This window comes from Bacillus sp. H1a, assembly GCF_000633475.1.
Classification (GTDB): Bacteria; Bacillota; Bacilli; order Bacillales; family Bacillaceae_G; genus Bacillus_A; species Bacillus_A paramycoides.
Map to the genome: position 1 here is coordinate 1 of NZ_AYMH01000080.1, position 24309 is coordinate 24309.

A 24309-nucleotide genomic window follows, 5' to 3' on the forward strand; every position below is an offset into this window, starting at 1 on the left:
CGTTCAGTTTTCAAAGAACTTGTCTGCCGCTCAGAAGCGACTTTATCAATATAACATTTCGTTATATTTTCGTCAACAACTTTTTTTAATAAGTTGTTTTTCATTTGTTTCTTGTGTTGTCTTCCGTGACAACGAATATAAATATACCAGTTTGATTATTAAAATGCAATAGTTTTTCTAATAAAATTTTTAACTTAGTAAAAAACTATAAAAACAGTACATTTCTTCTATATAAATATAGTTTTGTTAATCCATTATCCATTTAATGAGCAATGACCTCATCTTCCTTTCAATAGAAGATTCCCTCACCCCTCGCTAATTATCCCGCCTCCAATAAAGGAATAAAAAAAGCTTCGGAGAAATCTCCAAAGCTTAGTCTTGTTTATGACGCATAGCCGGGAATAACAGTACGTCACGAATAGATGGTGCATTTGTTAATAACATAACTAGACGATCAATACCAATTCCTAACCCACCTGTAGGAGGCATACCGTACTCAAGAGCTTCAATATAATCATCATCCATCATATGCGCTTCATCATTACCTTGTTCACGCTCTTTTAATTGAGCTTCAAAACGTTCTTTTTGATCAATTGGATCGTTTAACTCAGTGAATGCATTTGCATGCTCACGAGCAACAATGAATAATTCGAAACGATCTGTAAATCGTGGATCTTCATCATTCTTTTTCGCAAGTGGTGAAATCTCTACCGGGTGGCCATAGATAAATGTAGGCTGAATTAATTTATCCTCTACCTTTTGCTCGAAGAATTCATTAATAATATGACCAACTTCCATTGTATCTTTAATTTCTACGCCATGTTCTTTTGCAAGTTCACGCGCTTCTTCTACACTCATTGGATTCCAGAAATCCGCTCCAGAGTGTTGCTTAATTGCATCTACCATATGAAGACGTGTCCATTCTGGTTCTAGATTAATTTCATAATCACCATATTGGATTGTTGTTGTACCCAATACTTTTTTCGCAATATGAGCAACCATATTTTCTGTTAGTTTCATAATATCATTATAATCAGCGTACGCCTCATATAATTCAATCATCGTAAACTCAGGGTTATGGCGAGTTGATACACCCTCATTACGGAATACACGGCCGATCTCATAAACTTTTTCTAATCCGCCCACAATAAGACGTTTTAAATGAAGTTCAATTGCGATACGCATATATAATTCCATATCTAATGCATTATGATGTGTAGTGAAAGGACGAGCAGACGCTCCACCTGCAATTGCATGCATCATAGGTGTTTCTACTTCAAGATAACCATTATCGTCTAAGTATCTTCTCATCTCACGAATGATTTTACTACGAGTAACGAATGTTTCACGACTTTCCATACTTGTAATTAAATCTAAATAACGTTGACGGTAACGTTGTTCAACATCTTTTAATCCGTGATATTTATCCGGTAATGGACGAAGAGATTTCGTTAAAAGTGTAAATCCTGTTGCTTTTACTGAAAGTTCTCCAACGTTCGTTTTGAACACTTTACCTTCAATACCTACTAAGTCACCTAAATCTGCTGTCGTAAATAACTCGTACTCTTCATCTCCAACAGTATCTTTACGAACGTAAATTTGAACTTGTCCGTGTAAATCTTGGATGTGCGCGAATCCAGCTTTTCCTTTACCGCGTTTTGTCATAATACGACCAGCGATAGAAACAGTGATTTCTTTTTCTTCTAATTCTTCTTTAGAGAATTCTCCATATAGACTTACTAAGTCCGTTGTTGAATTTGTGCGTTCAAATCGTTTACCGAACGGATCGATTCCTTGCTCACGTAAATTATGTAGCTTTTCACGACGAACAAGCAATTGGTCGTTTAATTCTTCGTGGTTCATGTTATCCATGATATTGATATCACTCCAGCTCTATTAATTTTTACAATATATACAGTATAGCATTTTCTACTCAACTAGAAAAACTGCCAGCAACTAACTGGCAGTTCTTCTTTCTTTCACGTAATTATAGGAAGTGTGTAGAAGAATGTCAATCTTCTACGCCCCCTTATTAACCAACGTAAATTGTTTGTTGTTTCGCTTCTACTTCTTCTATAAATGCACCTAATACATTTGCAAGGTCTTCACGTGTGTTGCAAGTATTGATACCATTACGCACACTCGCATTACCACGAACACCTTTTAAATACCAAGCTGCATGCTTTCTCATCTCTCTTACAGCAACATTTTCGTTCTTTAAATCGATAAGACGATCTAGATGCAGCATACATACATCAATTTTCTCACGCACTGTTGGTTCCGGCATTAATTCACCTGTCTCTAAATACTTTACCGTACGATAAATCATCCATGGATCCCCAAGGGCAGCACGGCCAATCATAACACCATCTACACCAATCTCATCAAGCATACGCTTTGCATCTTGTGGTGTTTCGACATCACCATTTCCGATAACCGGGATATTTACAGCTTGCTTTACTTGTTTAATAATATCCCAATCTGCTTTCCCTTCATACATTTGCACTCGTGTACGCCCATGGACCGCTACCGCTTGCCCACCAGCACGCTCAACAGCTTTGGCATTCTCTACTGCAAAAATATGATCTTCATCCCAGCCAATACGCATTTTAACTGTAACTGGCTTTTCAACAGCATCTACAACTGCCGCTACCATTTCATATATTTTATTTGGATCTAAAAGCCACTTTGCTCCCGCATCACACTTAGTGATTTTCGGTACTGGGCAACCCATATTAATATCAATAATGTCTGCTGTTGTATATTTATCTACGTATTTCGCAGCATCTACAAGAGTTTCTTTCTCTCCACCAAAAATTTGTAAACTTAATGGTTTTTCTCTCTCATCGATATATAACATATCTAATGTTCTTTTGTTATTAAGTAATATTGCCTTATCACTTACCATTTCAGCACAAACTAAACCTGCACCGAATTCTTTTACTGTCAAACGGAATGCAGAGTTACACACTCCCGCCATCGGTGCTAATACAACCGGATTTTTCATCTCAATATTTGCAATCTTTAACACTCGACTTACTCCTTCCATCATAGTCACTTTGGCATTAGTTCATCTATTGAGACCTTTAATGCTTTAGCAACTTCTACTACAAAATCTTGGGAAGGCGATCGATTCCCTCTCTCAACTTCACCTAAAACAGATACAGATACCCCTAATTCTTTAGCAAAACCTTCTTGCGTATAGCCTTTTAGCTTTCGAAAAGCACGAATGCGTCTTCCCCATTTTTCTGCTTCCATACCGTTACTCCCTCTCGCCTTTTCATTTCTTCTACTTGTGAACGTGAAATGTCTTGTTTTATATCTTGATTAATCTCTAACAACGGAACGATAACAAAAGCTCTTTCAAACATCCGCGGATGCGGAACAATAAGATTCTCTGCTTCAATATTCTCTTGATTATATAGTAAAATGTCAAGGTCGATGGTCCTCGGACCCCACCTGATTTCCCTTTTTCTTCCTAGATCATTCTCTACTTTTTGTGTTACTTTCAATAATTCTTGTGGTGATAAATTGGTAGAAATTTTTATAACTAAATTCAAAAAGCAACTTTGGTCAGTATAGCCAACTGGTTCAGTTTCATATACAGATGAAATATCGTCAACTTGGATATAAGGGCTTTTGTTTAAAAACTGAATCGCTTCAGTTAAATAAGTATAACGCTCTCCAATATTTGAACCTAACGCAATGTACGCTATATTATTCATGAACGTTCTCTCGTAATTTCTACCGCTACAGCACGATAATGCCCCGGTATCGGCGGATCCGGTTTAATAACCTTTATCGTACATCGTGAAATACTCTCATATTGTGCCAATATATCTGTAGCGATATTTTCAGCGATACTCTCCACAAGCTTATACGTTCTATCTTCAACAACTTTCCTACATAATTCGAAAAGCTCTCCATAATTGACAGAATGCTCTAAGTCATCACTTTCTCCCGCACGCTTTAAATCCAATTCCACCGTTAAGTCCACTTTAAATCTCTGACCTAGCTTATTTTCTTCCGGGAATACACCATGATAACCGTAAAACTCCATATCATGGACATAAATTTTATCCAATTACTTTTCCCCCTTACCAATCATCGCATCCATCATCTTAGCCATACGCGCCATTTCTTTCACATCGTGAACACGAACAAACTCACAACCTTTTTCAATACCAAGGCAAACGGTAGCACCCGTTCCTTCAAGTCGTTCCTCCACCGGTAAATCTAATACATGTCCAATAAAGGATTTTCTTGAAGTACCTAATAGAACCGGATAACCTAGTACGTTTAACTGCTCTAAATTGCGCATCGCTTCTAAATTCTGTTCAGGTGTTTTTGCAAAACCAATACCTGGGTCTAAAATAATGTTCTCATCTCGCACACCAGCATCTTTAGCAATTTTAATACTCTCATGCAAATCAGCCATCATATCAGCCATTAAGTTACGGTAATTCATATTATCGCGATTATGCATTAAGATAATAGGCACATCATAATAGGCTGCAACTTCAGCAATCTTCGGTTCTGCCTTCGCTCCCCAAATATCATTAATAATATGAGCACCAGCTTCAATCGCTTGTTTCGCAACCTCAGCTTTATACGTATCAATAGAAATAGGCAACTTCACTTCTTTTGAAACTGCCTGAATCATCGGAACAACTCGCTTTATTTCTTCTTCTACTGAAACTTTAGCGAAACCCGGGCGAGTAGATTCGCCGCCGATATCAATAATATGAGCACCTTCGTTTTTCATTTCTTTCGCATGGCGCACCGCGGCATCTACTTCGTTGTAACTCCCACCATCAGAAAATGAATCTGGCGTTGCATTTAAAATTCCCATAATTAATGTCTTTTCATTTAAATTCAATGTATATTCGCCGCAGCGCAAATCATAATCCCACTTCAAACTACACATCTCCTCTTCGCAATTCATTTCTGCTCCACAATTGCTCTCTCTGCATTTCATAAAGATTCATAAATCTTTTTGTAACCATCCCCACTTTACCCGGGAAATCTTCCCCCTCTATATGACAAAGAGGGACAATCTCTTGAATGGAGTTTGTTACGAATACTTCATCCGCTGAAAGCAATTCATCTTTTGTAAAGAAACCTTCCTTTACTTCTATACTCAGCTCTTCAGCAACCTTTATAATAAACGCACGAGTGATTCCGTTTAAAATCCCTGTTTCTAATGAAGGAGTATACAAAGTATCTCCTTTAACAAAAAAGAGATTCGAAACAATCCCCTCTGCAACATAACCTGTTTCTGTAAGGAAAATACCTTCCTTATTCACAACATTTCCAATTTCTCGTTTCCCTAAAATATTATTTAAATAATGATGGGACTTCAAGCGAAATGCACCCTCTGGTGTATTTCGCACTTGCTTTAAAACAACCCCTTCTTTTTCCACTACATCCCCCGGGGCTGCTAAAGGTTTTATAAAAACAATAACAGATGGCTCTTCATACATTTCTGTTTGCAATCCTATTTCGTCTATACCTGCCGATACATTAAAGCGCACATACGCATGCTTTAATCCATTCTTAACGAGTAGATTCTCCAAAATAAGCATTACGTCATCTTTTGTCATTGTCCATTTAATTTGCAATGTATCCAGCGCATCCATTAAACGTTCATAATGATCATCCAGCAAAAAGGGGTGACCATTATAAATACGAAACGTCTCAAAAACTCCAAGCCCATATAAGTAACCATGGTCATAAGGAGAAATTTTCGCTTCACTCGCTTCTACATACGCACCATTCACGTAAATTAACATATTGTCACACTTGGACTATATTTACGAATAAAATTCTGTAACAGCTCTTTCCCATGAGAAGTCATAATAGATTCCGGATGGAACTGCACACCTTCAATTGGCAATGTTTTATGACGAAGCGCCATAATTTCTCCTTCTTCCGTCCAAGATGTTACCTCTAAACAATTAGGCAACGTCTCTTTTTTAACGATAAGAGAGTGATAACGTGTCGCGGCAAATGGATTTGGGATATCAGAAAAAATTGTCTGTCCATCATGATACATTAAAGAAGTTTTGCCGTGCATTAAACGTTCTGCCCTGACAACATCTCCTCCAAATACTTGCGCAATTGATTGATGCCCAAGACAAACTCCGAAAATCGGAATTTTACCTGCGAAGTATTTAATAACATCCATGCTAATCCCTGCCTCATTAGGGCTACATGGACCTGGCGAAATCATTAAAAAATCCGGTTTCATATTCTCAATATCTGAAATAGTCACTTCATCATTACGCTTAATAACAAGCTCTTGTCCAAGTTCCCCAAGAAACTGCACTAAATTAAATGTAAAAGAATCATAATTATCAATCATTAATATCATTTCTCTCACCTAACCGTTTCTTCGCTACTTTCTTTTGCACGCCATAAAGCGATTGCTTTTTTTAACGACTCTTTATATTCGTTTTTAGGATTTGAATCAATTACAATTCCCGCTCCCGCTTGTACATGTGCTTGTCCATCTTTGGCAAGCAATGTTCGTATTACAATATTCAATTCCGTATCTCCAGAATATCCAATCCAACCAATTGAACCTGTATAAATCCCTCGGCGAACAGGTTCTAATTCTTCAATAATTTCCATCGTACGTATTTTCGGGGCACCGGTAATTGTCCCACCAGGAAATACAGCCTTCACCAAATCGAAAGCATCTTTATCTTCTTCCACCTCACCACGCACATTAGAAACAATATGCATAACGTGTGAGTATTTTTCAATTACCATAAATTCATCTACTTCAACAGTGCCATATTTACAAACCCGACCCAAATCATTTCGTTCCAAATCCACAAGCATCACGTGCTCTGCTCTTTCCTTTTCGTTTTCAATTAATTCTTTCGCCAATTCTTCATCCTCTTGCTCGCTTGCCCCTCGAGAACGCGTACCAGCAATTGGCCTCGTACTCACTTCTTTTCCTTGCTTTTTAATTAGTAATTCAGGCGAACCACTAACAATTTGAAAATCTCCAAGCTCCAAGTAACCCATATATGGAGATGGATTAATTTCACGAAGACTTGTATAGATTTCTAGCGGATGTGTGTGTAACGTCCGTTCTTGTCTTGTCGACAAGTTTACTTGGAACACGTCACCTGCCCCAATATATTCTTGAATACGTTCAACAGCCTTCATAAAGCCTTCTTCTGTAAAAGCAACTGCTTCATTTTTCTCTTCAGGACATTTAAATGACATAGTCACTTCAGATGCTTCTTTCATCCAAAGATCCTTCCATTCATTTAATCGTTCTTCTGCCTCTTTATGCTCATCTACATAATGCGTAATAATCCATAATACCTTTTCTTTTTGATCATATACAAACACGTCATCAAACAATAAAAAGAATATATCAGGTATATTAATGTCATCCTCTGCAAGAGTAGGTAACTTTTCAATATAACGGATACAATCATAACTAAAGTATCCAATTGCACCACCTTGAAAAGGTGGATACTTCGGATTATAATCCGTTTTCCATTTCTCCATATATTCTTGCATTAAATCTAATGGATTCCCATGTTCTATTGTTTCCTTACCACTTTCACTTATATGTAACGTCTCATTCTTCCCTTGAATTACTGCTACTGGGTCCAGCCCAACAATGTTATAACGACCACCACGTCCACTTTCTAACAAAATATGTTGCGGCTTATCTTGGGAAAGAAATTTATATTGCTTAAAGAAATCTAACTGATATGGAATAGAAAGCGCTAAAGATTTTCTTCGTTGCATATCAACACCCCGTCTTCTTTTATCCCACCCTCTTAAGCTAACCAGCTCAAACTACATAAAGTTATTTACATAGAGAATGATTACACTCGAGGGCTAGTGAAAATAAATTAATTATACTACTTCTTATTTTACATGAAGTTTTCTAGTCATTCACTCTTTTCCTTTTTCCAATCAAAAAAGAAAAAGCATCCTTTTTCAAGGATGCTTTTCAAATCGCATTCAATTATGATTCAAATTGATAAAGTGGTGTACTTAAATAACGTTCACCGTTACTTGGGATAATAACAAGTACCTTTTTCCCTTTACCTAATTTCTTCGCAACTTCTGTCGCTGCATAAATGACTGCTCCTGAAGAGATACCAACTAAAATACCTTCTTCTTTAGCTACTCTTCTCGCATATTCAAACGCTTGCTCTGTTTTCACTTGAATAATTTCATCATATACTTCTACATCCAATGTCTCCGGAACAAATCCTGCTCCAATTCCTTGGATCTTATGTGGCCCCGGCTTTCCACCAGATAATACTGGTGAATCCGCAGGTTCTACCGCATAAATTTTAATATCGTTATACGCTTCTTTCAGCACTTCACCGGCACCTGTAATTGTCCCACCTGTACCAATACCTGCGATAAACGCATCTAATTGATCACCCATTTGTTCAACAATTTCTGGACCCGTCGTTAAACGATGGATTTCCGGATTCGCTTGATTTTGGAATTGTTGCGGTATAAAGTAACCATGTTCTTTCGCTAATTCAGTCGCTTTACGAATCGCTCCACCCATCCCTTCAGGGCCTGGAGTCAATACTAATTCCGCACCATAAGCACGTAATAAATTACGACGCTCGATACTCATTGTTTCTGGCATTACTAAAATCGCCTTATATCCTTTAGCAGCCGCTACCATCGCTAAACCAATACCCGTGTTACCACTTGTCGGTTCAATGATTGTATCGCCTTCTTTTAATAATCCTTTCTTTTCAGCATCTTCGATCATAGCTAACGCAATACGATCTTTAACACTGCTCCCCGGATTCATAAATTCTAATTTTAAGTATACATCTGCGCTATCTGATTCTACGATGCGGTTCAACTTAACGATCGGCGTTTTCCCGATTAATTCTGAAACTGATTGTGCCACTCGCATTCCTGTCACTCCTAACACCGAGTATTTTTATTGGTTTTATTTATATTTAGATTTTGTCAGAAAATTTCCTTTTTGTCAATCCATTTGGATGAACGATTCTACGCTTTAACTCCCTTATTACAGGCTCTCAATTAAGTTTGTAATATCTTCTTTAGCGAATTTATATCGTTCATTACAGAAGTGACAATGAACTTCCGTCTCTTCTTCTTCTGCACGAATTTGCTCTAACTCTGCTTTACCTAAACTAATTAGCACACTTTCAATACGCTCGCGTGAACATGTACAATTAAATTGAACATCCATTGTTTCTAGCACTTTCACTTTATCTTCTCCAAGCACTTCATATAGTAGCTCTTCTGGAGAAAGCCCTTGTTCAATCAATGTTGATACAGGAGGAATTTTTTGCAAACGCTCTTCAATAAATGAAATTGTTTCTTCCTGTGCACCTGGCATAATTTGAAGAATGAATCCACCCGCTGCCAATATGCTATCGTCTCCATTTACGAGAACACCGACACCTACAGAAGAAGGTGTCTGCTCAGAAACTGCGAAATAATATGTGAAATCTTCCCCTAGTTCTCCTGAAACAATTGGAGATTGACCGATAAACGGTTCACGCATACCGATATCTTTAATTACCGTTACAAATCCTTCTGTACCTACCGCTTGATATACACGTAATTTCCCTTGTTCAGTCCCTTCAAAATCAACATGCGGATTCGTTACATAACCACGTACATCCCCATTTGCATGAGCATCGACTAAGATCGGACCAATTGGACCGTTACCCTCTACTTTAATCGTTAACTTCTGTTCGCCTTTTAACATGGCACCCATCATTGTGCCCGCAGTTAACGAACGGCCAAGTGCGGCTGAAGCTGTTCTCCATGTATCATGACGTTTTTGCGCCTCACTTACTGTGTTTGTTGTACGTACACTATACGCACGTACTTCTCCATCAAACGCTAACGCTTTTACTAAATAATCTTTCATACTTATTTATTCACCCTTCTCATGCTGTAAATTTGCATTACGTTCATATAACATATACAAACCTTTTAACGTTAAAAATGGATCTACAATATCAATTACATTTGATTCTTCTGAAATTAATTTTGCTAACCCACCTGTTGCAATAACTTTCGGTTCTTGTTTAGCTTCTTCTTTCATACGCTTAACAATACCTTCCACTTGTCCAACGTACCCATAAAGAATACCTGATTGCATTGCACTTACTGTATTCTTCCCAATAACACTACTCGGTTTTGTAATTTCAATACGAGGAAGCTTTGCTGCTCTGCTATATAACGCCTCTGCCGAGATCATAATTCCCGGTGTAATAACGCCACCCATATAATGTTTCTCTTCGTTAATATAACAATATGTAGTAGCCGTACCAAAATCAACAATGATAAGAGGACTTCCATACAAATGGATACCTGCTACTGCATTTACAATTCGGTCCGCGCCTACTTCACGTGGATTTTCATATTTAATATTCAAGCCAGTTTTTATCCCAGGCCCCACTACAAGCGGTTTAATTTTAAAATACTTTTCGCACATACGCTCTAAAGCGAACATAATTGGCGGTACGACTGAAGATACTATAATACCTTTCACATCTTCAAAAGAAAGACCTTCATGCTCAAGTAACTGCTTTACAAGCATCCCATACTCATCTTCTGTTTTATGACGATCTGTTTCCATGCGCCAATGCTGGCGAAGTTTCCCCTCTTCAAATACACCTAGCACCGCATTTGTGTTCCCTACATCCAATACAAAAATCATATTCTCACCACTTATCTTATTTAATCTATATTTGTGCAGTATGTATAAAACTTATAAAAACATCATATCACACATACTTATATATTCAGCTTTTCTATCCTCATCATTTTACAAAAAGATCACTCTCTATTTCAATTTTTAATACGAGTTTTATTTAAATTCTTTTGCCACTTAAATTTATTCCACAAACAAAAAAGGAGTGACTATCGTCACTCCTTCATCTCTTACTTATCTTCTGTGTCTTCATCGTCTTTCTTCATATTGATGTTTACTTTCACATCATCTGAAGATGTTGGACGCTCAGGTAATCTGCCATAATCATATAAATGATTAATTTGCTCTGCATCTAATGTTTCTACTTCAAGTAACGTTTTCGCAATAATATCTAGCTTATCACGCTTTTCAGTAAGAATTTGTTTCGCACGAGCATAACAGTCTTTCATAATAGTTTGCATTTCCACATCGATTTCATGTGCAATTGCATCACTGTAGTTTTGCTCTGAATGGAAGTCTCTTCCTAAGAACACCTGACCACCTTGCGAGCTACCGAATTGCATCGGCCCAAGCTTATCACTCATACCGAATTCTGTAACCATACGTCTTGCAATACCAGTCGCACGTTGGAAGTCATTGTGAGCACCTGTACTCACTTCACCAAATACAATCTCCTCAGCTACTCGACCACCAAGTAAACCAGTGATTTTATCAAGTAACTCTGGTTTTGTCATAAAGTAACGATCTTCTTTCGGAAGCATTACCGCATATCCACCAGCTTGACCACGAGGGACAATTGTTACTTTATGAACGATATCTGCTTCATCCAGGACAACACCAATTACAGTATGGCCAGCCTCATGGAATGCAACGATATTACGTTCTTTTTCAGAGATAACACGACTTTTCTTAGCTGGACCTGCAATAACACGATCCGTTGCTTCATCGATGTCACTCATATCAATTTTCTTCTTATCTTGACGCGCAGCTACTAAAGCAGCTTCGTTTAATAAGTTTTCAAGATCGGCACCAGAGAATCCTGGTGTACGAGTTGCAATCGCCCTTAAGTTGACATTCTCATCAAGCGGTTTATTACGAGCGTGTACTTTAAGTACAGCTTCACGACCATTTACATCTGGACGATCTACTGTAATTTGACGGTCAAAACGACCTGGACGTAATAACGCTGGATCAAGAATATCAGGACGGTTTGTCGCAGCGATGATAATAATACCTTCGTTTGCACCGAATCCATCCATTTCAACAAGCAATTGGTTCAACGTTTGTTCACGCTCATCATGACCACCGCCAAGACCCGCGCCACGTTGACGTCCTACTGCATCAATTTCATCAATGAAAATGATACAAGGAGCATTTTTCTTTGCATTTTCAAATAAATCACGTACACGGGATGCACCGACACCGACGAACATCTCTACGAAGTCAGAACCACTAATAGAGAAGAACGGAACGCCTGCTTCACCTGCAACGGCACGTGCTAATAAAGTTTTACCTGTACCTGGAGGTCCCACTAATAGAACACCCTTCGGAATACGGGCACCAACTTCAGCGAACTTACGAGGGTCTTTCAAGAATTCAACTACCTCAACAAGTTCTTGTTTCTCTTCATCCGCTCCAGCAACATCTCTGAAACGAATTTTTTTCTTTTCATCATTGTATAGCTTCGCCTTACTTTTCCCGAAGTTCATAACACGGCTACCGCCGCCCTGAGCCTGGTTTAATAAGAAGAAGAATAAAATGAAGATAATGACAAACGGAATGATAGAAGTGAAGAACGTTACCCAAGCACTTGTTTCTTCTGCTGGTTGATACTTAACTTCAGCCCCTTGCGCCTTATCATTAATTTTCTTTTGTAATTCCTCAGTATTTGGTGCATAAGTAACAAATTGTTCTCCTTGGCTAGAAGTATTGAATTGTCCTTTTACTTCAAACACACCATTTTTCGGTTGAAGCTGCACATTACGCACTTCACCTTTTTCAAGTTTAGTAATGAATTTATCGTAGCTAACTGATGTCGTTTTTTGCGTCGAACCATTAAAATAGCTCACGATTCCAATTACTACTAAGAATATCAGTAAATAAAAGATGGTATTACGGAAGATACGATTCATTCCTAACCTCCTCTCACGGCATAAACACTATAGTAAATCGTAACATAGAAAAACTTTCCTATACAATTGTAACGCCTGTATTTAATTAATTTGAGTAAACACTTGGTTTTAATACTCCTACATAAGGAAGATTACGGTATTGCTCTTTATAATCTAATCCATATCCTACAACAAATTCATGAGGAACAGTAAATCCAACATAATCTGCTTTCAGATCAACCTTACGGCCTGTTGGCTTATCTAATAACGTAACAATTTTTACAGATTTCGCTTTACGATATTTAAATAGGTCCACTAAATAGCTTAGCGTAAGACCGCTATCAATAATATCTTCAACGATTAAAATATCGCGACCTTCTACAGAAGTATCAAGATCTTTTAAGATTTTTACTTCGCCTGTCGAAACTGTAGAGTGGCCATAGCTAGATACAGCCATAAAATCCATTTCAAGATATGTATCTGTTCTCTTTAATAAATCTGCCATAAATGGCATTGCGCCCTTTAGTACACCAATTGCAAGAGGTACTGTATTTTTGTAATCCTCTGCAATAATCGCACCTAGTTCGTGCACCTTTTCCTGTATTTGTTCTTCAGAAATTAATACTTTTTCGATATCTTGATTCATCATTTCATTATCCTCCCGGAAGACTCCTTGCTTTTGTAGTGAATAATCATATATTTATCCCTCTTTGCTATCTCTTTCGAAGTAGCAAATGCAGATCGTTTCAACAAGGGTACCCAAATAATATTTCCACTTGCGTCACAAACGATCGGCCATTCTTCTCTTTTTTCTTTTGGTACTTTCGCTTCGATAAAAATAGCTTTTATCTTTTTTGTACCATCCATACCTTGTATTGACATGCGATCTCCATTTTCCCTAGAACGGATACGAAGTGGATACGATATATCATTATACTTAGCAACAAATACTGTTTCATTCATGCTACTTGGTATATCTTCGCTCACCTCTGTTACAAGTTTATCCCCATTCGACAATGTAATTGTCCCAGGTACTGATAAATCTTGCGAAAAAGGAGAAACAATTTCTTGTTTAAATCCAAAGCTACATTCTTCGTATGTGCGAACAATTTTCAAACCACCCGGAAAATCAAGTGAACCTGAAGGTTGTGTCCGCTTAAAAAATTCGATCACCTTGTCAATATGTATAGAAGAAAGCGAAGATGGAATCTTATATTCATAAAGATAGTTTAATATTAGTTGAATCCCTCTCCTTTGTAAAGGCATAGACATGGATTCAAAGGCAGGAATTGATAAGCTAATTTGTTTATCGCTTTTTTTTGTAATTACTTTATTCATCTTCTCAAAAGCTAATTCCTGCAAATATGCCTCATCCTCTTGCATCTGCACGCTAAATTTTTGAAATTTCTCATGCATTTGTGGATTTTCCTCTTTCAAATAAGGAAGGACATATTTACGTAATCGATTCCTTGTATATACTTCCTTTTTATTACTCGGATCTATACGTGGGATTACTTTTAGCTTATTACAGTAATCAACAATTTCTTCCTTAGTTACTCCAAGTAACGGCCTAATTAAATATCCATTATGAAAAGGACGCTTCACTGCAATTCCTGCGTACCCTTTCGGAGTACTTCCTCGTACAAGGCGCATTAAAATCGTCTCTACTTGATCATCTCCATGATGGCCAAGAGCTACATATCTCGCATCATATTTCTTCATTATTCTTTCCAAAAATGCATATCTGCATTCTCTAGCAGCAACTTGTGCATTCATTCCATATTGCTGTTGATATTGCGACACATTAACCCTTATCGTTTCGCAAATAATTCCTAACTCTTTGCAAAGATTACGTACAAACTGTAGGTCCTCATGAGATTCATCACCTCTAAACATATGATCCACATGGGCTACTACAATTTCGAGCTGCTTTTCTGCTCTTTTTTCCAACAAATAATATAGAAGAGCCAAAGAGTCAGGGCCACCAGAAACCCCTACAACAATTGTTGAATGTTCCTTTAATACATCATGCCGCTTTACAAAGTCATCTACTTTTTCAACAAATGTATCTTTCAACTTCGCAATCACCTTTCATTAAACAAGAACAGCAACATTAGTTACCTTGTATATAATGGTACAACTTTTACAAACATTGTGCAAAAAAAAGATGTACAAAATTCACATTTTTATCTTACATCCCCTCTGTATATTCACAAAAGTAATAACATTACCTTTTTTAATCAAAAAGACCTAGGCATTTACCTAGGTCTTTTCAGTAATAATTTAATTTATTGCGCCTGCATTCCTACTATTGGAATCGTGGCCCACTTCGGCATATTTTTCTTTACCTTTGCCACCACAATAGTCATATCATCATTTATATAACCATCGCCAGACCTAATTACTTCTTCCATGATAATATCAGCAATTTCTTGTGGATCTTCTGTTTGTAGTTCTTTAATTTTACGTTTTATCCATAATTCGTGATTCTCCACATGTTGCGCTCCCTCAAAAATACCATCGCTCATCATGATAAGAATATCTCCCGTTTTTAATTGCTCACCAACCACATCAACTTCAACATCTTCAATGATTCCAATCGGCAAATTACTTGCTTCAATTTTCAAAATATTATTTCCGCGTTTAACAAAACTTGGCGTCGATCCAACCTTTAAAAACTTCGCACTCGCATCCCGTAAATCTACCATAGCTAAGTCAAGTGTTGTATACATCTCCTCTGTCGTTCTTAAAGAAAGAATTGAATTGATGGACTTAATCGCTATTTCCTCATCAATACCTGATTGAAGTATCTTTTGTAATAATTTTACCGTTTCCTTACTCTCCATATGAGCCCTTTGCCCATTTCCCATACCATCACTAATCGCAAGTGCATATTTACCAACACTTAAATCCATCATCGCATAGGAATCACCTGAAACAAATCCACCACCTTTTGCAGCTGTGGCCAATCCTGTATCAAGAGAATACGTCTTCGCTGAACCAAATGATATTAAACTGTGACCATTTGGATAAGAGGATTTCTCCTCATGCTTAACGACAATATTTTCTTTTAAAATATCTGAAAGCATCGGCGCAACCAACTTCTCACATTCTCCATGCTCATTAGATGCAGCTGGAATCAACATTTCAATATCAATGCTTCCTCTATCTAAACAATAAATATCAACATGCTCCACTTCGACGCCGAAATCGCGAAATGCTTGCAAAATCTGTTCTTCTTGCACTTGGTGGTTTTCTCGTTCTCGCTGTATCTCCTTAGCGAAATCTTCCATTACTTTTGATACACCTAGTAATTGCTCCGCTACAATTCTACGATTTTCTTTCATTTGTTTGCGTAATTTCTGTCCCTCATAGAAGTGATCTAATTCACCCGCTACTAAATCTGTCACTTTCTTCCCTCTCACACAATGCTTGTCCCATTCGCGAACTAACTTCCGATTATGTTGCAACGTTCCTTCTTCCGTTTCGCTCATTATTTGTTTCATATAATCGTACGTTTTATCGAAATTAACTACCCAGCATTGATCTTTTTTAAAGCATGTTTGGCATGTTTTCGCAGTAATTGTACTTAAAAATAAATCCGCTTCTGTTTCTTTATCTTCCTCTTCCACATATCCATATACAGAAAAGCTATTAGACAAAGCAGCAAATACATTAGCAAATTGATTGATTTTGTTCGCCGTAACATCGCGCATCCTTCTTAAATATTGTTGTTGATCTTGTGAATGCTCCTGTGTACCCGGCATAAATTTAGCAATACGATCCATAACAAGTTTCGGTGTTAATAAGAAGAAAACAATTGCCACACCAGATTCAATTAAAGTTGTTACAATACTTGTTTGCTTGTCTACATATAACGTAATTAAACTTGTACCAATTAATAAACCTAAACTAACTCCTATACGTTTCCCTTCTTTTAACAATCCACCAAGCAATCCTGAAAAGGCAAGAAGACTAAGTTGAGACAAGCTAGACACATTCGCTAAACTTAATATTAATCCAGTAACGACTCCCACTGTGGATCCTGTAGCCGCACCGGCAATAAAGGCAAATACTAATACTAAATATCTAGTGAAAATATGTTGAATAGAAGCATCATAAACAAACCAATCTGTTGTACCCGTTAAAACAGATGCTAGTAATATAATTAAACAAACAATTTCTTCTGTTTCTAACGCTTGTTGTTTCCCTTTCCTTTCCACTAAAAGCGGAACACTTTGTAAAAATATCATCGTTAATACGAAGCTAAGCCCTGCTTCGATCGTACTAACGAGCAAATCATACATGGTGACAGTTTGCTGTGCAAAATATACAACAACTAAATGTGCGGTTAATGCGGAGATAAATACTTGGAATGGCACAAGTCCAACAGTTTTACGTGTAAACCGACTAAAGAAGATATTATAAATAAAGAACGTAAAAATAGATGCAAAAGTAAAAAATAAATTATCTATCGAAACTGAAAGTGCCCCACCCATGAGAGCTAAGAACGCGAGCGGCATTTTATCTCGCTTCATAACATAGACAGCAGCAAAAAACGGCAATGCAAACGGTAAAATGTTTGTTAATATATATGCTCGTCCCAAAAGAAAACCAATTACAACAATAATGAATCCCCATCTAAAGAAAACTTGTTCAAACTTCATTCGCAACTTACTCGTCCACTTTATTGTCCCAAGCTGACTTTCATTCATCGCCAATGCACTTGTATTCATAGTATTCCTTCCTGCTTTAGGCATATTTTTAACACCACCTGCATAGTTTAATTACTATCATTATAAAAGATGATTATTGGGATTTTTGTCAAAACAACAGTTCTCACTTTTATAATCGTTCGACTTTTTATTCGAAATAACTCTACATATATACATGGTATTTAATTTATTTAAAGATAATTAAAAGAATGTTCAGAAAATATAGGGCGATTTTGTAGAAGTATTGTATGTCTGAATTTATTTAACAAAAAAAGACCATGCAAATTTGCATGATCTTTTTAGATGACCCGTACGGGATTCGAACCCGTGTTACCGCCGTGAAAGGGCGGTGTCTTAACCACTTGACCAACGGGCCGTTAAATTAAATATAGCGGCGGAGGGGATCGAACCCCCGACCTCACGGGTATGAACCGTACGCTCTAGCCAGCTGAGCTACACCGCCATGTCGTCTTATTTAACGGACAATTAGTATCTTACATCAGATATGCTTTAAAGTCAACACATCTCAAAAACTTTTTTAAAATATATTCTTCCATATAAAAAAGCACCCCGAGTAATCACTCTGGGTACCTCTCTATATGTTCAGAATTAAACGGACTTATTATCCGCGACGTGCGCCACGGCCACCACGTTTAGATTCTGTGTTACGCTTTAAAGAAGTTAAACGATCTTCACTATCTTTTAAAAAGCGTGCCATCTTTTGCTCAAATGTTTCTTTTGGAGCTCGGTCGTTACCGCCACCGCGGTTATCTCTGTTGAAAGAACGATTATTACGTTGTGGACGTCCAGAACGTTGTTGATCACCACCGCGTTGGTATTCACCACGTGGACGATCTCCTTCTGTCTTTTCACGTTCTTTCGCTTTTTTAATAGATAGACCAATTTTCCCATCTTTTTCAACATTAATAACTTTTACTTCTACTTGGTCGCCCACTTTTAAGTGATCGTTGATATCTTTCACATAATTATCAGCAACCTCACTAATATGAACAAGACCCGTTAAGCCTTCTGGCAGCTCCACAAAAGCCCCAAAATTTGTAATACCTGTTACTTTACCCTGTAACTTGCTGCCTACCTCGATTGACATAAAAAAAATGCTCCTCCTTAGTGGTTAAAAAGTCAAATTTTACTTTATTATATATAATCCTAAAATATAGTGTCAATAAGACATACTCTACTTAGAAACAGGAAAAATTATCTCCCCTTTTCCGGAGAAGAAATAATCCCTTCTAGCAATCTTTAAAACGTACTCTTCATCATTCAACTTTTGAACTTCATCTTTTAGATTCTTTTCTTTTTTCGTTAATGAATCCAGTTCTTTTTTCATGTCCTTAACTTTTGCTTCTTTTGCTTTAATGGAACTGTTTTGTTGATAAAACGTCACACTAATACTAGCAATAATTGTAAAAGCAAAGACAAGAAAAACCGCTAAACGGCGATAAAGTCGCTTCCCGTTCTCATCCGTTTGTATTATATGTTCTTTAACAGGATTTGGACTCTGTTTTTCGATTGTTCTTTGTCTCAGTTCCCTCATTTCCGAGGTCCCCCTAACTTCTTTTTTATACGCTCCAATAATTGGAAGATATGTCCCTTCAATTTTGCTACGTATTGCAGGAACCCTACATGCTTCATTATAAAAAGTTTAACACGATTAGGGAGAAGTTTCCATATGAGCGAAGCAATAAATCGAACAGGCCAGACAAAAACTTTCCATATAAAAAGTAATATCCAAATCACCATTTTCCATAACACATGTCCAATTGAAAGCAGTATACGAAATAAGAATAATATAAATGCAATAAATAGCTGCGCTATAATAATAACAGGTTTTATCATGAGTAGCTGTATAATTCGAACAAAAAATTGTGTTGTTTGTACAAAAATATAGATGAGAAAATTTAACATCTTCATGTATAATGCTTTCAATAAGCTTTGATATGCTGCAAAACCACATAATAACGCCAAAAATACATATATACGTAGTTCAGCTTCATTCACAAGCAGTAATACATAAAAAACGAATAATGCTTGGACAATCCAAAATAGTATATCGTGTATAAATACAAGCCAACGCTTACGCTCTTGGCGTTTTAAAAACCGTTGATATGTATCTAAAGATGCACCAATCCAAGCACCCATTCCAATCATTGAAAGCATTGTATACAACTGGACTGTTAGGCTCATTTAAACAACTTACTAAAGAAGCCTTTAGTTTTCTCCCCTTGGTTCTCATCAATATACAGCATCTCATGAACTTTCCCTTTAATCGATACAACACCCTTTTCTACATCTAAATTCTTCATTTGCAAATTTTGACCACGAATTGTTAAAAAGCCCATTACAGTCTCGAGTAAAAATTCTTCGCTATCAAAACTCTCCACTTGCTTTACACCAGTAATATCGATTACACGCCTGCCACGCATGATAATATCATGCTCTACAGAAACATTTTGTTGATTAGAAGACATAGGTGAGTAACCATTATTCACGAAAATCCCCCCATAGCTTTATACTAGCTAATAGTAATGTATGAAGGGGCAACCGACTTTAGAACAAGCCTTCTTCCGCTTTTACTTTTTCTTCGCGAACCATACTATACATGTTTGCCGCATCTTCTTTTTTAGTTGTTTCTTTCAATTCGTTTACTTTCACAGTTACTATTTTTTGACCGAAACGAATTGTTAATTCATCATCCACTTTTACATCTGAACTCGCTTTTGCCACTTGGCCATTGATCGATATTCTTCCTTGATCAGATACTTCTTTTGCTAATGTTCTTCTTTTAATTAAACGTGATACTTTCAAAAACTTATCTAGACGCATATCAAATCCCCCTATTAGCGCTCTGTTTGTTTTGCCTCTTCCCATAAAACATCTAACTGTTCTAATGATAAATCTTGCATTTCTTTATTCATTTCAGCTACTTTTGCTTCCATGTATAAAAAACGGTCCATAAATTTCTCATTAGTTGAACGTAACGCTTCTTCTGGATCTAAGTTATAATGACGAGCTATATTAACAAATGCAAATAGTAAGTCACCAAATTCACCTAGCATCTTTTCCTCATCCATATTTATAACTTCTTGCTGGAATTCTTGCCATTCTTCTAAGGCTTTCTCTATCATCGGCTGCACATCAACCCAATCAAACCCAACTTTTCCAGCCTTCTTCTGAATTTCATAAGCACGCATTAATTGCGGTAAACTTTTTGGAATTCCAGTTAAAACAGATTCTTTTACGAATCCTTTTTCTTGTTTTTTTATTTCTTCCCAATTCACAATCACTTCATCAGCATTATTTACATCTGTATTCCCAAACACATGTGGATGACGACGAACCATTTTCTCAGATAAAGTTCGAATAATATCATCTATTGAGAACCAACCTTCATCCTCTCCAATTTGGGCATGGAGCATAACTTGCAATAATATATCACCCAGCTCTTCTACTAAGTGATCATCATCCTCTTCATCAATTGCTTCTAACACTTCATACGCTTCTTCAATTAAGTATTTCTTTAAAGATTGATGCGTCTGCTTTTTATCCCACGGACAACCATTCGGTCCACGCAGATCAGCAATAATTTCTCTAAGCACATCAAACTGCTGATATAAGGACGCACGTGCCTTAACTGGCGGTACATATACACTCGTTAAATTATTTAATTCCGTTTCATGATCTAACATGTATAACGGTACCTTTTTCACTTGCTCAAATGAAGTTCCTGCAGCTGTTACGATGTACACTTCGTAATCGTCTGACAACATTTCCATTAACGTTAGCTTCACATCCGAAGCAACGAACGCATCATACACTTGGCAAAAGATTAAATGTTGACGTAATTCTAATTGCCCTCTTTCAAATGATGTAGCATCAATTAATTGGAATCCTTCGATCGGATCAATTTTTAAACTTGCAAACATCGGATCAAGGAAACTTTGTCCACCTTCAATTCGCACTTCAACATTTGCCACTTCTCCTTTTTGCAAAAGGAGCTGAACTGTTCTTTCTGCTACAAGCGGATGACCTGGAACAGCATAAATAATTTCTGCACCTTTAGCTTGTTCCAGTAATGTATTCGCGATTGTTTCATATACGATTTCAAATGTATCATGTGCTTCATATACATTATCAAAAGCCGTATACTTTATACCTTCTTTTTCCAATTCTTCTATAACTGGATGTTCCTTCGTTCTAACAAACATATGGTCCGCTTCTTTTATCTTTCGATATACACCCATCGTCAACTGATCTAACTCGCCAGCACCTAATCCCAAAATAGTAATGATTCCACTCACAACCTGTCACCCCTATCCACTCTTCTTTAATGAACCTTCTTTTTTCTCTTGTTTCATAACGGTTCCTAATTCTTCTTTTGTAAATACACGTAATTTTAAAATTAAAAACATATATGTCAATCCACCAATAGCTACACCTAACAATGCTTCAATCGTTGCGACTCCTCTATGCTCTGTATCAATTACTAATCCCGACATTTGTGATACGCGCATAAACACTATTAATACAAATCCCATACCGATACCACTAATAGCTACACCTAACATATTCCGCTTATCAATAAGCGACTCCGATACAGATTGCATAAGTAATACACTATTTAACAAGGCAATTACAACAAGCGCAATTAAAGTTGCAATCGCAGCTCCTTTAACACCAAAATATGGCATTAACATATAGTTTAAAACTAACTTCAAACAGCCTCCAAATACAACGAATAGTGCTGGTTTTAATGTCTGTCCCAACCCTTGCAAAATAGAAGCAGTTGTAATTGACAATGAACTAAATAAAATAGATAAAGATAAAATAGATAACACATCTGATCCATCACTATTTTCAAACAACATAATATTTGTAGGTTGAATAATACAGGTTAATCCAATAGCCGCTGCACATCCAATAACAAATGTTATTTTCATTGCTAACTTTACCTTTTCTTGAATAAATGAAAGATCTCCTCTTTCCTTCGCCGCTGTAATAATAGGAATAAGTGACAATGAGAAAGAAGTTGTCACAACAGTACCTAATTGCATAAGCGGGATACTTCTATCATAAATACCTTTGAGCATCTTTGCATTTTCAACTTGCTCTCCCGCGCGGATAAGCAAAGTATAAAACGAAACAGAATCAGCCATTTGTATAAAAATAAGGACTAAATTACTAACACAAATCGCTAATCCCTGCCAAAAAAGGATTTTAACAATCTTTTTTTTATTGCTAATGCTCTTCCAACTTTTAAAGAAGATAGCACGAAAATCATGACGCATATAAAGTAAAAGTACGATAATCCCAATAAGCCCGCCTGCAATTGAACCTAACATAGCACCTGCACCGACTGTATATAGATCAAATCCATGAGCAATAAGGAATAGTGATAAAAATACAATAATAGACACACGAATCGTTTGTTCAATTACTTGTGAAACAGCCGTCGGCATCATATTATTGAACCCTTGAAAGTACCCTCTCGCTACAGATAAGAATGGCATTAGTAGAAACGAAAATGAAATAACACGCAATAATTTATCTAAATGTATATCGCCCATAGCCGATGCAATTGTTTCGGCACCAAAGAACAATGTGAAAAATCCTACGAAGCCAATCCCTAATAAAAACCAAAAAGACACACAAATAATTTCTTCTGCTTCTTTTTGTTTTCCTCTTTCTAATCTTTCTGCGACCATTTTTGAAATAATAATGGGAAACCCATAAGTAGCTAAAATTAAACAAAATCCATAAAACGGATAAATTTGTTGGTAAATATAAAAACCAATATCACCCGCTATATTTTGATATGGAATACGGTAAAAAGCGCTTAATACTTTCGTAACAAAACTTGCGATTGTTAATATAATAGCCCCACGCCAAAAGGCTTGATACTTCTTCGCTTCCATACAAGAAAACTCCTTTTTCTATTCTCACCCCTCGTATTATATCATAAAGAAAAAAACAAACTCCCTTGCATACACGAGTAATAATGACTTCTTTCAGTTTCAAAAATATTCAACGAAAAAAGGTAGCAAAGTGCTACCTTCATTCGATATACCTATATCTCCAAATAATTGATTTCTTAAGAAGAAATATCATAATTAGGAAAGATTGCTACTTCTAAAATTCGATATGACCTTACTGCTCCATTTGTTTCGCTAAAAAGCTTGCAGCTGTATTTACTGACTTATGCTCTACTTCACTTATAATAGCCTCTTTAGAGAAGATAATAACAGCTCCAATTGGATCTCCATTCGCAACAATCGGGCCAATTGTATAGGAGCTAACTCTTTCTGCTACTCCATCAATAATTGAAATTTCGCTTTCATCTGTCATAATTACAGACTTACGCTCTTCCATTGTCTTCTCAATTAAATCGCCAACACTTTTATTTAAGTATTCTTTTTTAGATACGCCCGCTACTGCGATAATAGAATCACGATCGCATACAAGCACATTATGTCCTAAGCTATCGTATAAAGCTTCCGTATATTCTTTTGCAAAATCACCTAGTTCACTAATCGGAGAATATTTTTTCAAAATAACTTCTCCATCGCGATCAACAAAAATCTCTAAAGGGTCTCCCTCACGGATACGTAAAGTTCTACGAATTTCCTTCGGAATTACTACCCTGCCTAAATCATCAATTCGACGTACGATTCCAGTTGCTTTCATTCTAATGCTGCCTCACTTTCTACTGATGATCAAAGTGGTGAATTTACCTGTTCATGTAAAAATCACCAACTGTTAA

General features: G+C 36.8%; 24 protein-coding genes and 2 tRNA genes. All 26 read right to left on the minus strand.

Annotation, left to right across the window (positions count from 1 at the left end):
• Positions 1 to 372: 372 nt before the first annotated feature.
• The 26 genes from lysS to spoVT all read right to left on the minus strand — a co-directional run bounded on the left by lysS (position 373) and on the right by spoVT (position 24233).
• Positions 373 to 1872, minus strand: coding sequence for a lysine--tRNA ligase (gene lysS, locus U860_RS0128475; RefSeq protein WP_025151169.1), 1500 nt, complete (start codon positions 1870 to 1872; stop codon positions 373 to 375).
• 160 nt (positions 1873 to 2032) lie between these two features.
• Positions 2033 to 3031 (minus strand): tRNA dihydrouridine synthase DusB, encoded by a 999-nt coding sequence (gene dusB / locus U860_RS0128480; RefSeq protein ID WP_025151170.1) that lies wholly within the window; start codon positions 3029 to 3031, stop codon positions 2033 to 2035.
• Positions 3032 to 3054: 23 nt separating this feature from the next.
• Positions 3055 to 3258 (minus strand): helix-turn-helix transcriptional regulator, encoded by a 204-nt coding sequence (locus tag U860_RS0128485; RefSeq protein WP_000387027.1) that lies wholly within the window; start codon positions 3256 to 3258, stop codon positions 3055 to 3057.
• Complete coding sequence (gene folK / locus U860_RS0128490) at positions 3210 to 3725, minus strand: 2-amino-4-hydroxy-6-hydroxymethyldihydropteridine diphosphokinase (protein ID WP_002174576.1); 516 nt, start codon at positions 3723 to 3725, stop codon at positions 3210 to 3212. The genes U860_RS0128485 and folK overlap by 49 nt, the downstream gene beginning before the upstream one ends.
• Entirely contained in the window at positions 3722 to 4084 is a 363-nt protein-coding gene (folB, locus tag U860_RS0128495; RefSeq protein ID WP_002174575.1) for a dihydroneopterin aldolase, read from the minus strand. The genes folK and folB overlap by 4 nt, the downstream gene beginning before the upstream one ends.
• Positions 4085 to 4945 (minus strand): dihydropteroate synthase, encoded by an 861-nt coding sequence (gene folP / locus U860_RS0128500; protein WP_029953151.1) that lies wholly within the window; start codon positions 4943 to 4945, stop codon positions 4085 to 4087.
• Positions 4920 to 5792: an aminodeoxychorismate lyase gene (gene pabC / locus U860_RS0128505; protein ID WP_025151172.1), complete on the minus strand. Its 873-nt coding sequence runs from the start codon at positions 5790 to 5792 to the stop codon at positions 4920 to 4922. The genes folP and pabC overlap by 26 nt, the downstream gene beginning before the upstream one ends.
• Positions 5786 to 6373 carry an aminodeoxychorismate/anthranilate synthase component II gene (gene pabA, locus U860_RS0128510; protein ID WP_025151173.1) on the minus strand — a complete coding sequence of 196 codons (588 nt, stop codon included), beginning with the start codon at positions 6371 to 6373 and terminating at the stop codon, positions 5786 to 5788. The genes pabC and pabA overlap by 7 nt, the downstream gene beginning before the upstream one ends.
• Before the next feature lie 5 nt (positions 6374 to 6378).
• A complete protein-coding gene (gene trpE, locus U860_RS0128515; protein ID WP_002174571.1) occupies positions 6379 to 7776 on the minus strand; it encodes an anthranilate synthase component I in 1398 nt (465 codons plus the stop codon).
• 223 nt (positions 7777 to 7999) lie between these two features.
• Entirely contained in the window at positions 8000 to 8923 is a 924-nt protein-coding gene (cysK, locus tag U860_RS0128520; protein WP_002174570.1) for a cysteine synthase A, read from the minus strand.
• Between the two features lie 117 nt (positions 8924 to 9040).
• On the minus strand, positions 9041 to 9916 hold the full coding sequence (gene hslO, locus U860_RS0128525; RefSeq protein WP_002174569.1) for a redox-regulated molecular chaperone HslO: 876 nt from the start codon (positions 9914 to 9916) through the stop codon (positions 9041 to 9043).
• A 6-nt stretch (positions 9917 to 9922) separates the two neighbouring features.
• The gene (locus tag U860_RS0128530; protein ID WP_002144522.1) at positions 9923 to 10711 is read right to left on the minus strand and encodes a type III pantothenate kinase; all 789 of its coding nucleotides are present in this window, start codon (positions 10709 to 10711) and stop codon (positions 9923 to 9925) included.
• Positions 10712 to 10935: 224 nt separating this feature from the next.
• Positions 10936 to 12837, minus strand: coding sequence for an ATP-dependent zinc metalloprotease FtsH (ftsH, locus tag U860_RS0128535; RefSeq protein ID WP_002174568.1), 1902 nt, complete (start codon positions 12835 to 12837; stop codon positions 10936 to 10938).
• 85 nt (positions 12838 to 12922) lie between these two features.
• Positions 12923 to 13465, minus strand: a complete 543-nt coding sequence (hpt, locus tag U860_RS0128540; protein WP_000981837.1) for a hypoxanthine phosphoribosyltransferase — start codon at positions 13463 to 13465, stop codon at positions 12923 to 12925.
• The gene (gene tilS / locus U860_RS0128545; protein ID WP_025151174.1) at positions 13462 to 14892 is read right to left on the minus strand and encodes a tRNA lysidine(34) synthetase TilS; all 1431 of its coding nucleotides are present in this window, start codon (positions 14890 to 14892) and stop codon (positions 13462 to 13464) included. Before tilS ends, hpt begins: the two co-directional genes overlap by 4 nt.
• Before the next feature lie 212 nt (positions 14893 to 15104).
• A complete protein-coding gene (gene spoIIE, locus U860_RS0128550) occupies positions 15105 to 17576 on the minus strand; it encodes a stage II sporulation protein E (protein WP_025151175.1) in 2472 nt (823 codons plus the stop codon).
• Between the two features lie 259 nt (positions 17577 to 17835).
• Positions 17836 to 17907 (minus strand) — tRNA-Glu (locus tag U860_RS0128555).
• 13 nt (positions 17908 to 17920) lie between these two features.
• Positions 17921 to 17994 (minus strand) — tRNA-Met (locus U860_RS0128560).
• 159 nt (positions 17995 to 18153) lie between these two features.
• Positions 18154 to 18639, minus strand: coding sequence for a S1 domain-containing RNA-binding protein (locus U860_RS0128565; RefSeq protein ID WP_000021451.1), 486 nt, complete (start codon positions 18637 to 18639; stop codon positions 18154 to 18156).
• 87 nt (positions 18640 to 18726) lie between these two features.
• Positions 18727 to 19086, minus strand: coding sequence for a cell division protein DivIC (divIC, locus tag U860_RS0128570; RefSeq protein WP_002174564.1), 360 nt, complete (start codon positions 19084 to 19086; stop codon positions 18727 to 18729).
• On the minus strand, positions 19083 to 19736 hold the full coding sequence (gene yabQ, locus U860_RS0128575) for a spore cortex biosynthesis protein YabQ (protein ID WP_025151176.1): 654 nt from the start codon (positions 19734 to 19736) through the stop codon (positions 19083 to 19085). Before yabQ ends, divIC begins: the two co-directional genes overlap by 4 nt.
• Positions 19733 to 20041, minus strand: a complete 309-nt coding sequence (gene yabP / locus U860_RS0128580) for a sporulation protein YabP (RefSeq protein WP_001059101.1) — start codon at positions 20039 to 20041, stop codon at positions 19733 to 19735. The genes yabQ and yabP overlap by 4 nt, the downstream gene beginning before the upstream one ends.
• 58 nt (positions 20042 to 20099) lie before the next feature.
• Entirely contained in the window at positions 20100 to 20375 is a 276-nt protein-coding gene (locus tag U860_RS0128585; protein ID WP_002174562.1) for an RNA-binding S4 domain-containing protein, read from the minus strand.
• Between the two features lie 14 nt (positions 20376 to 20389).
• Positions 20390 to 21850 carry a nucleoside triphosphate pyrophosphohydrolase gene (gene mazG, locus U860_RS0128590; protein ID WP_025151177.1) on the minus strand — a complete coding sequence of 487 codons (1461 nt, stop codon included), beginning with the start codon at positions 21848 to 21850 and terminating at the stop codon, positions 20390 to 20392.
• A 12-nt stretch (positions 21851 to 21862) separates the two neighbouring features.
• Complete coding sequence (locus tag U860_RS0128595; protein ID WP_025151178.1) at positions 21863 to 23464, minus strand: oligosaccharide flippase family protein; 1602 nt, start codon at positions 23462 to 23464, stop codon at positions 21863 to 21865.
• 232 nt (positions 23465 to 23696) lie between these two features.
• Positions 23697 to 24233, minus strand: a complete 537-nt coding sequence (gene spoVT, locus U860_RS0128600) for a stage V sporulation protein T (RefSeq protein ID WP_002174559.1) — start codon at positions 24231 to 24233, stop codon at positions 23697 to 23699.
• Between the last annotated feature and the right edge of the window lie 76 nt (positions 24234 to 24309).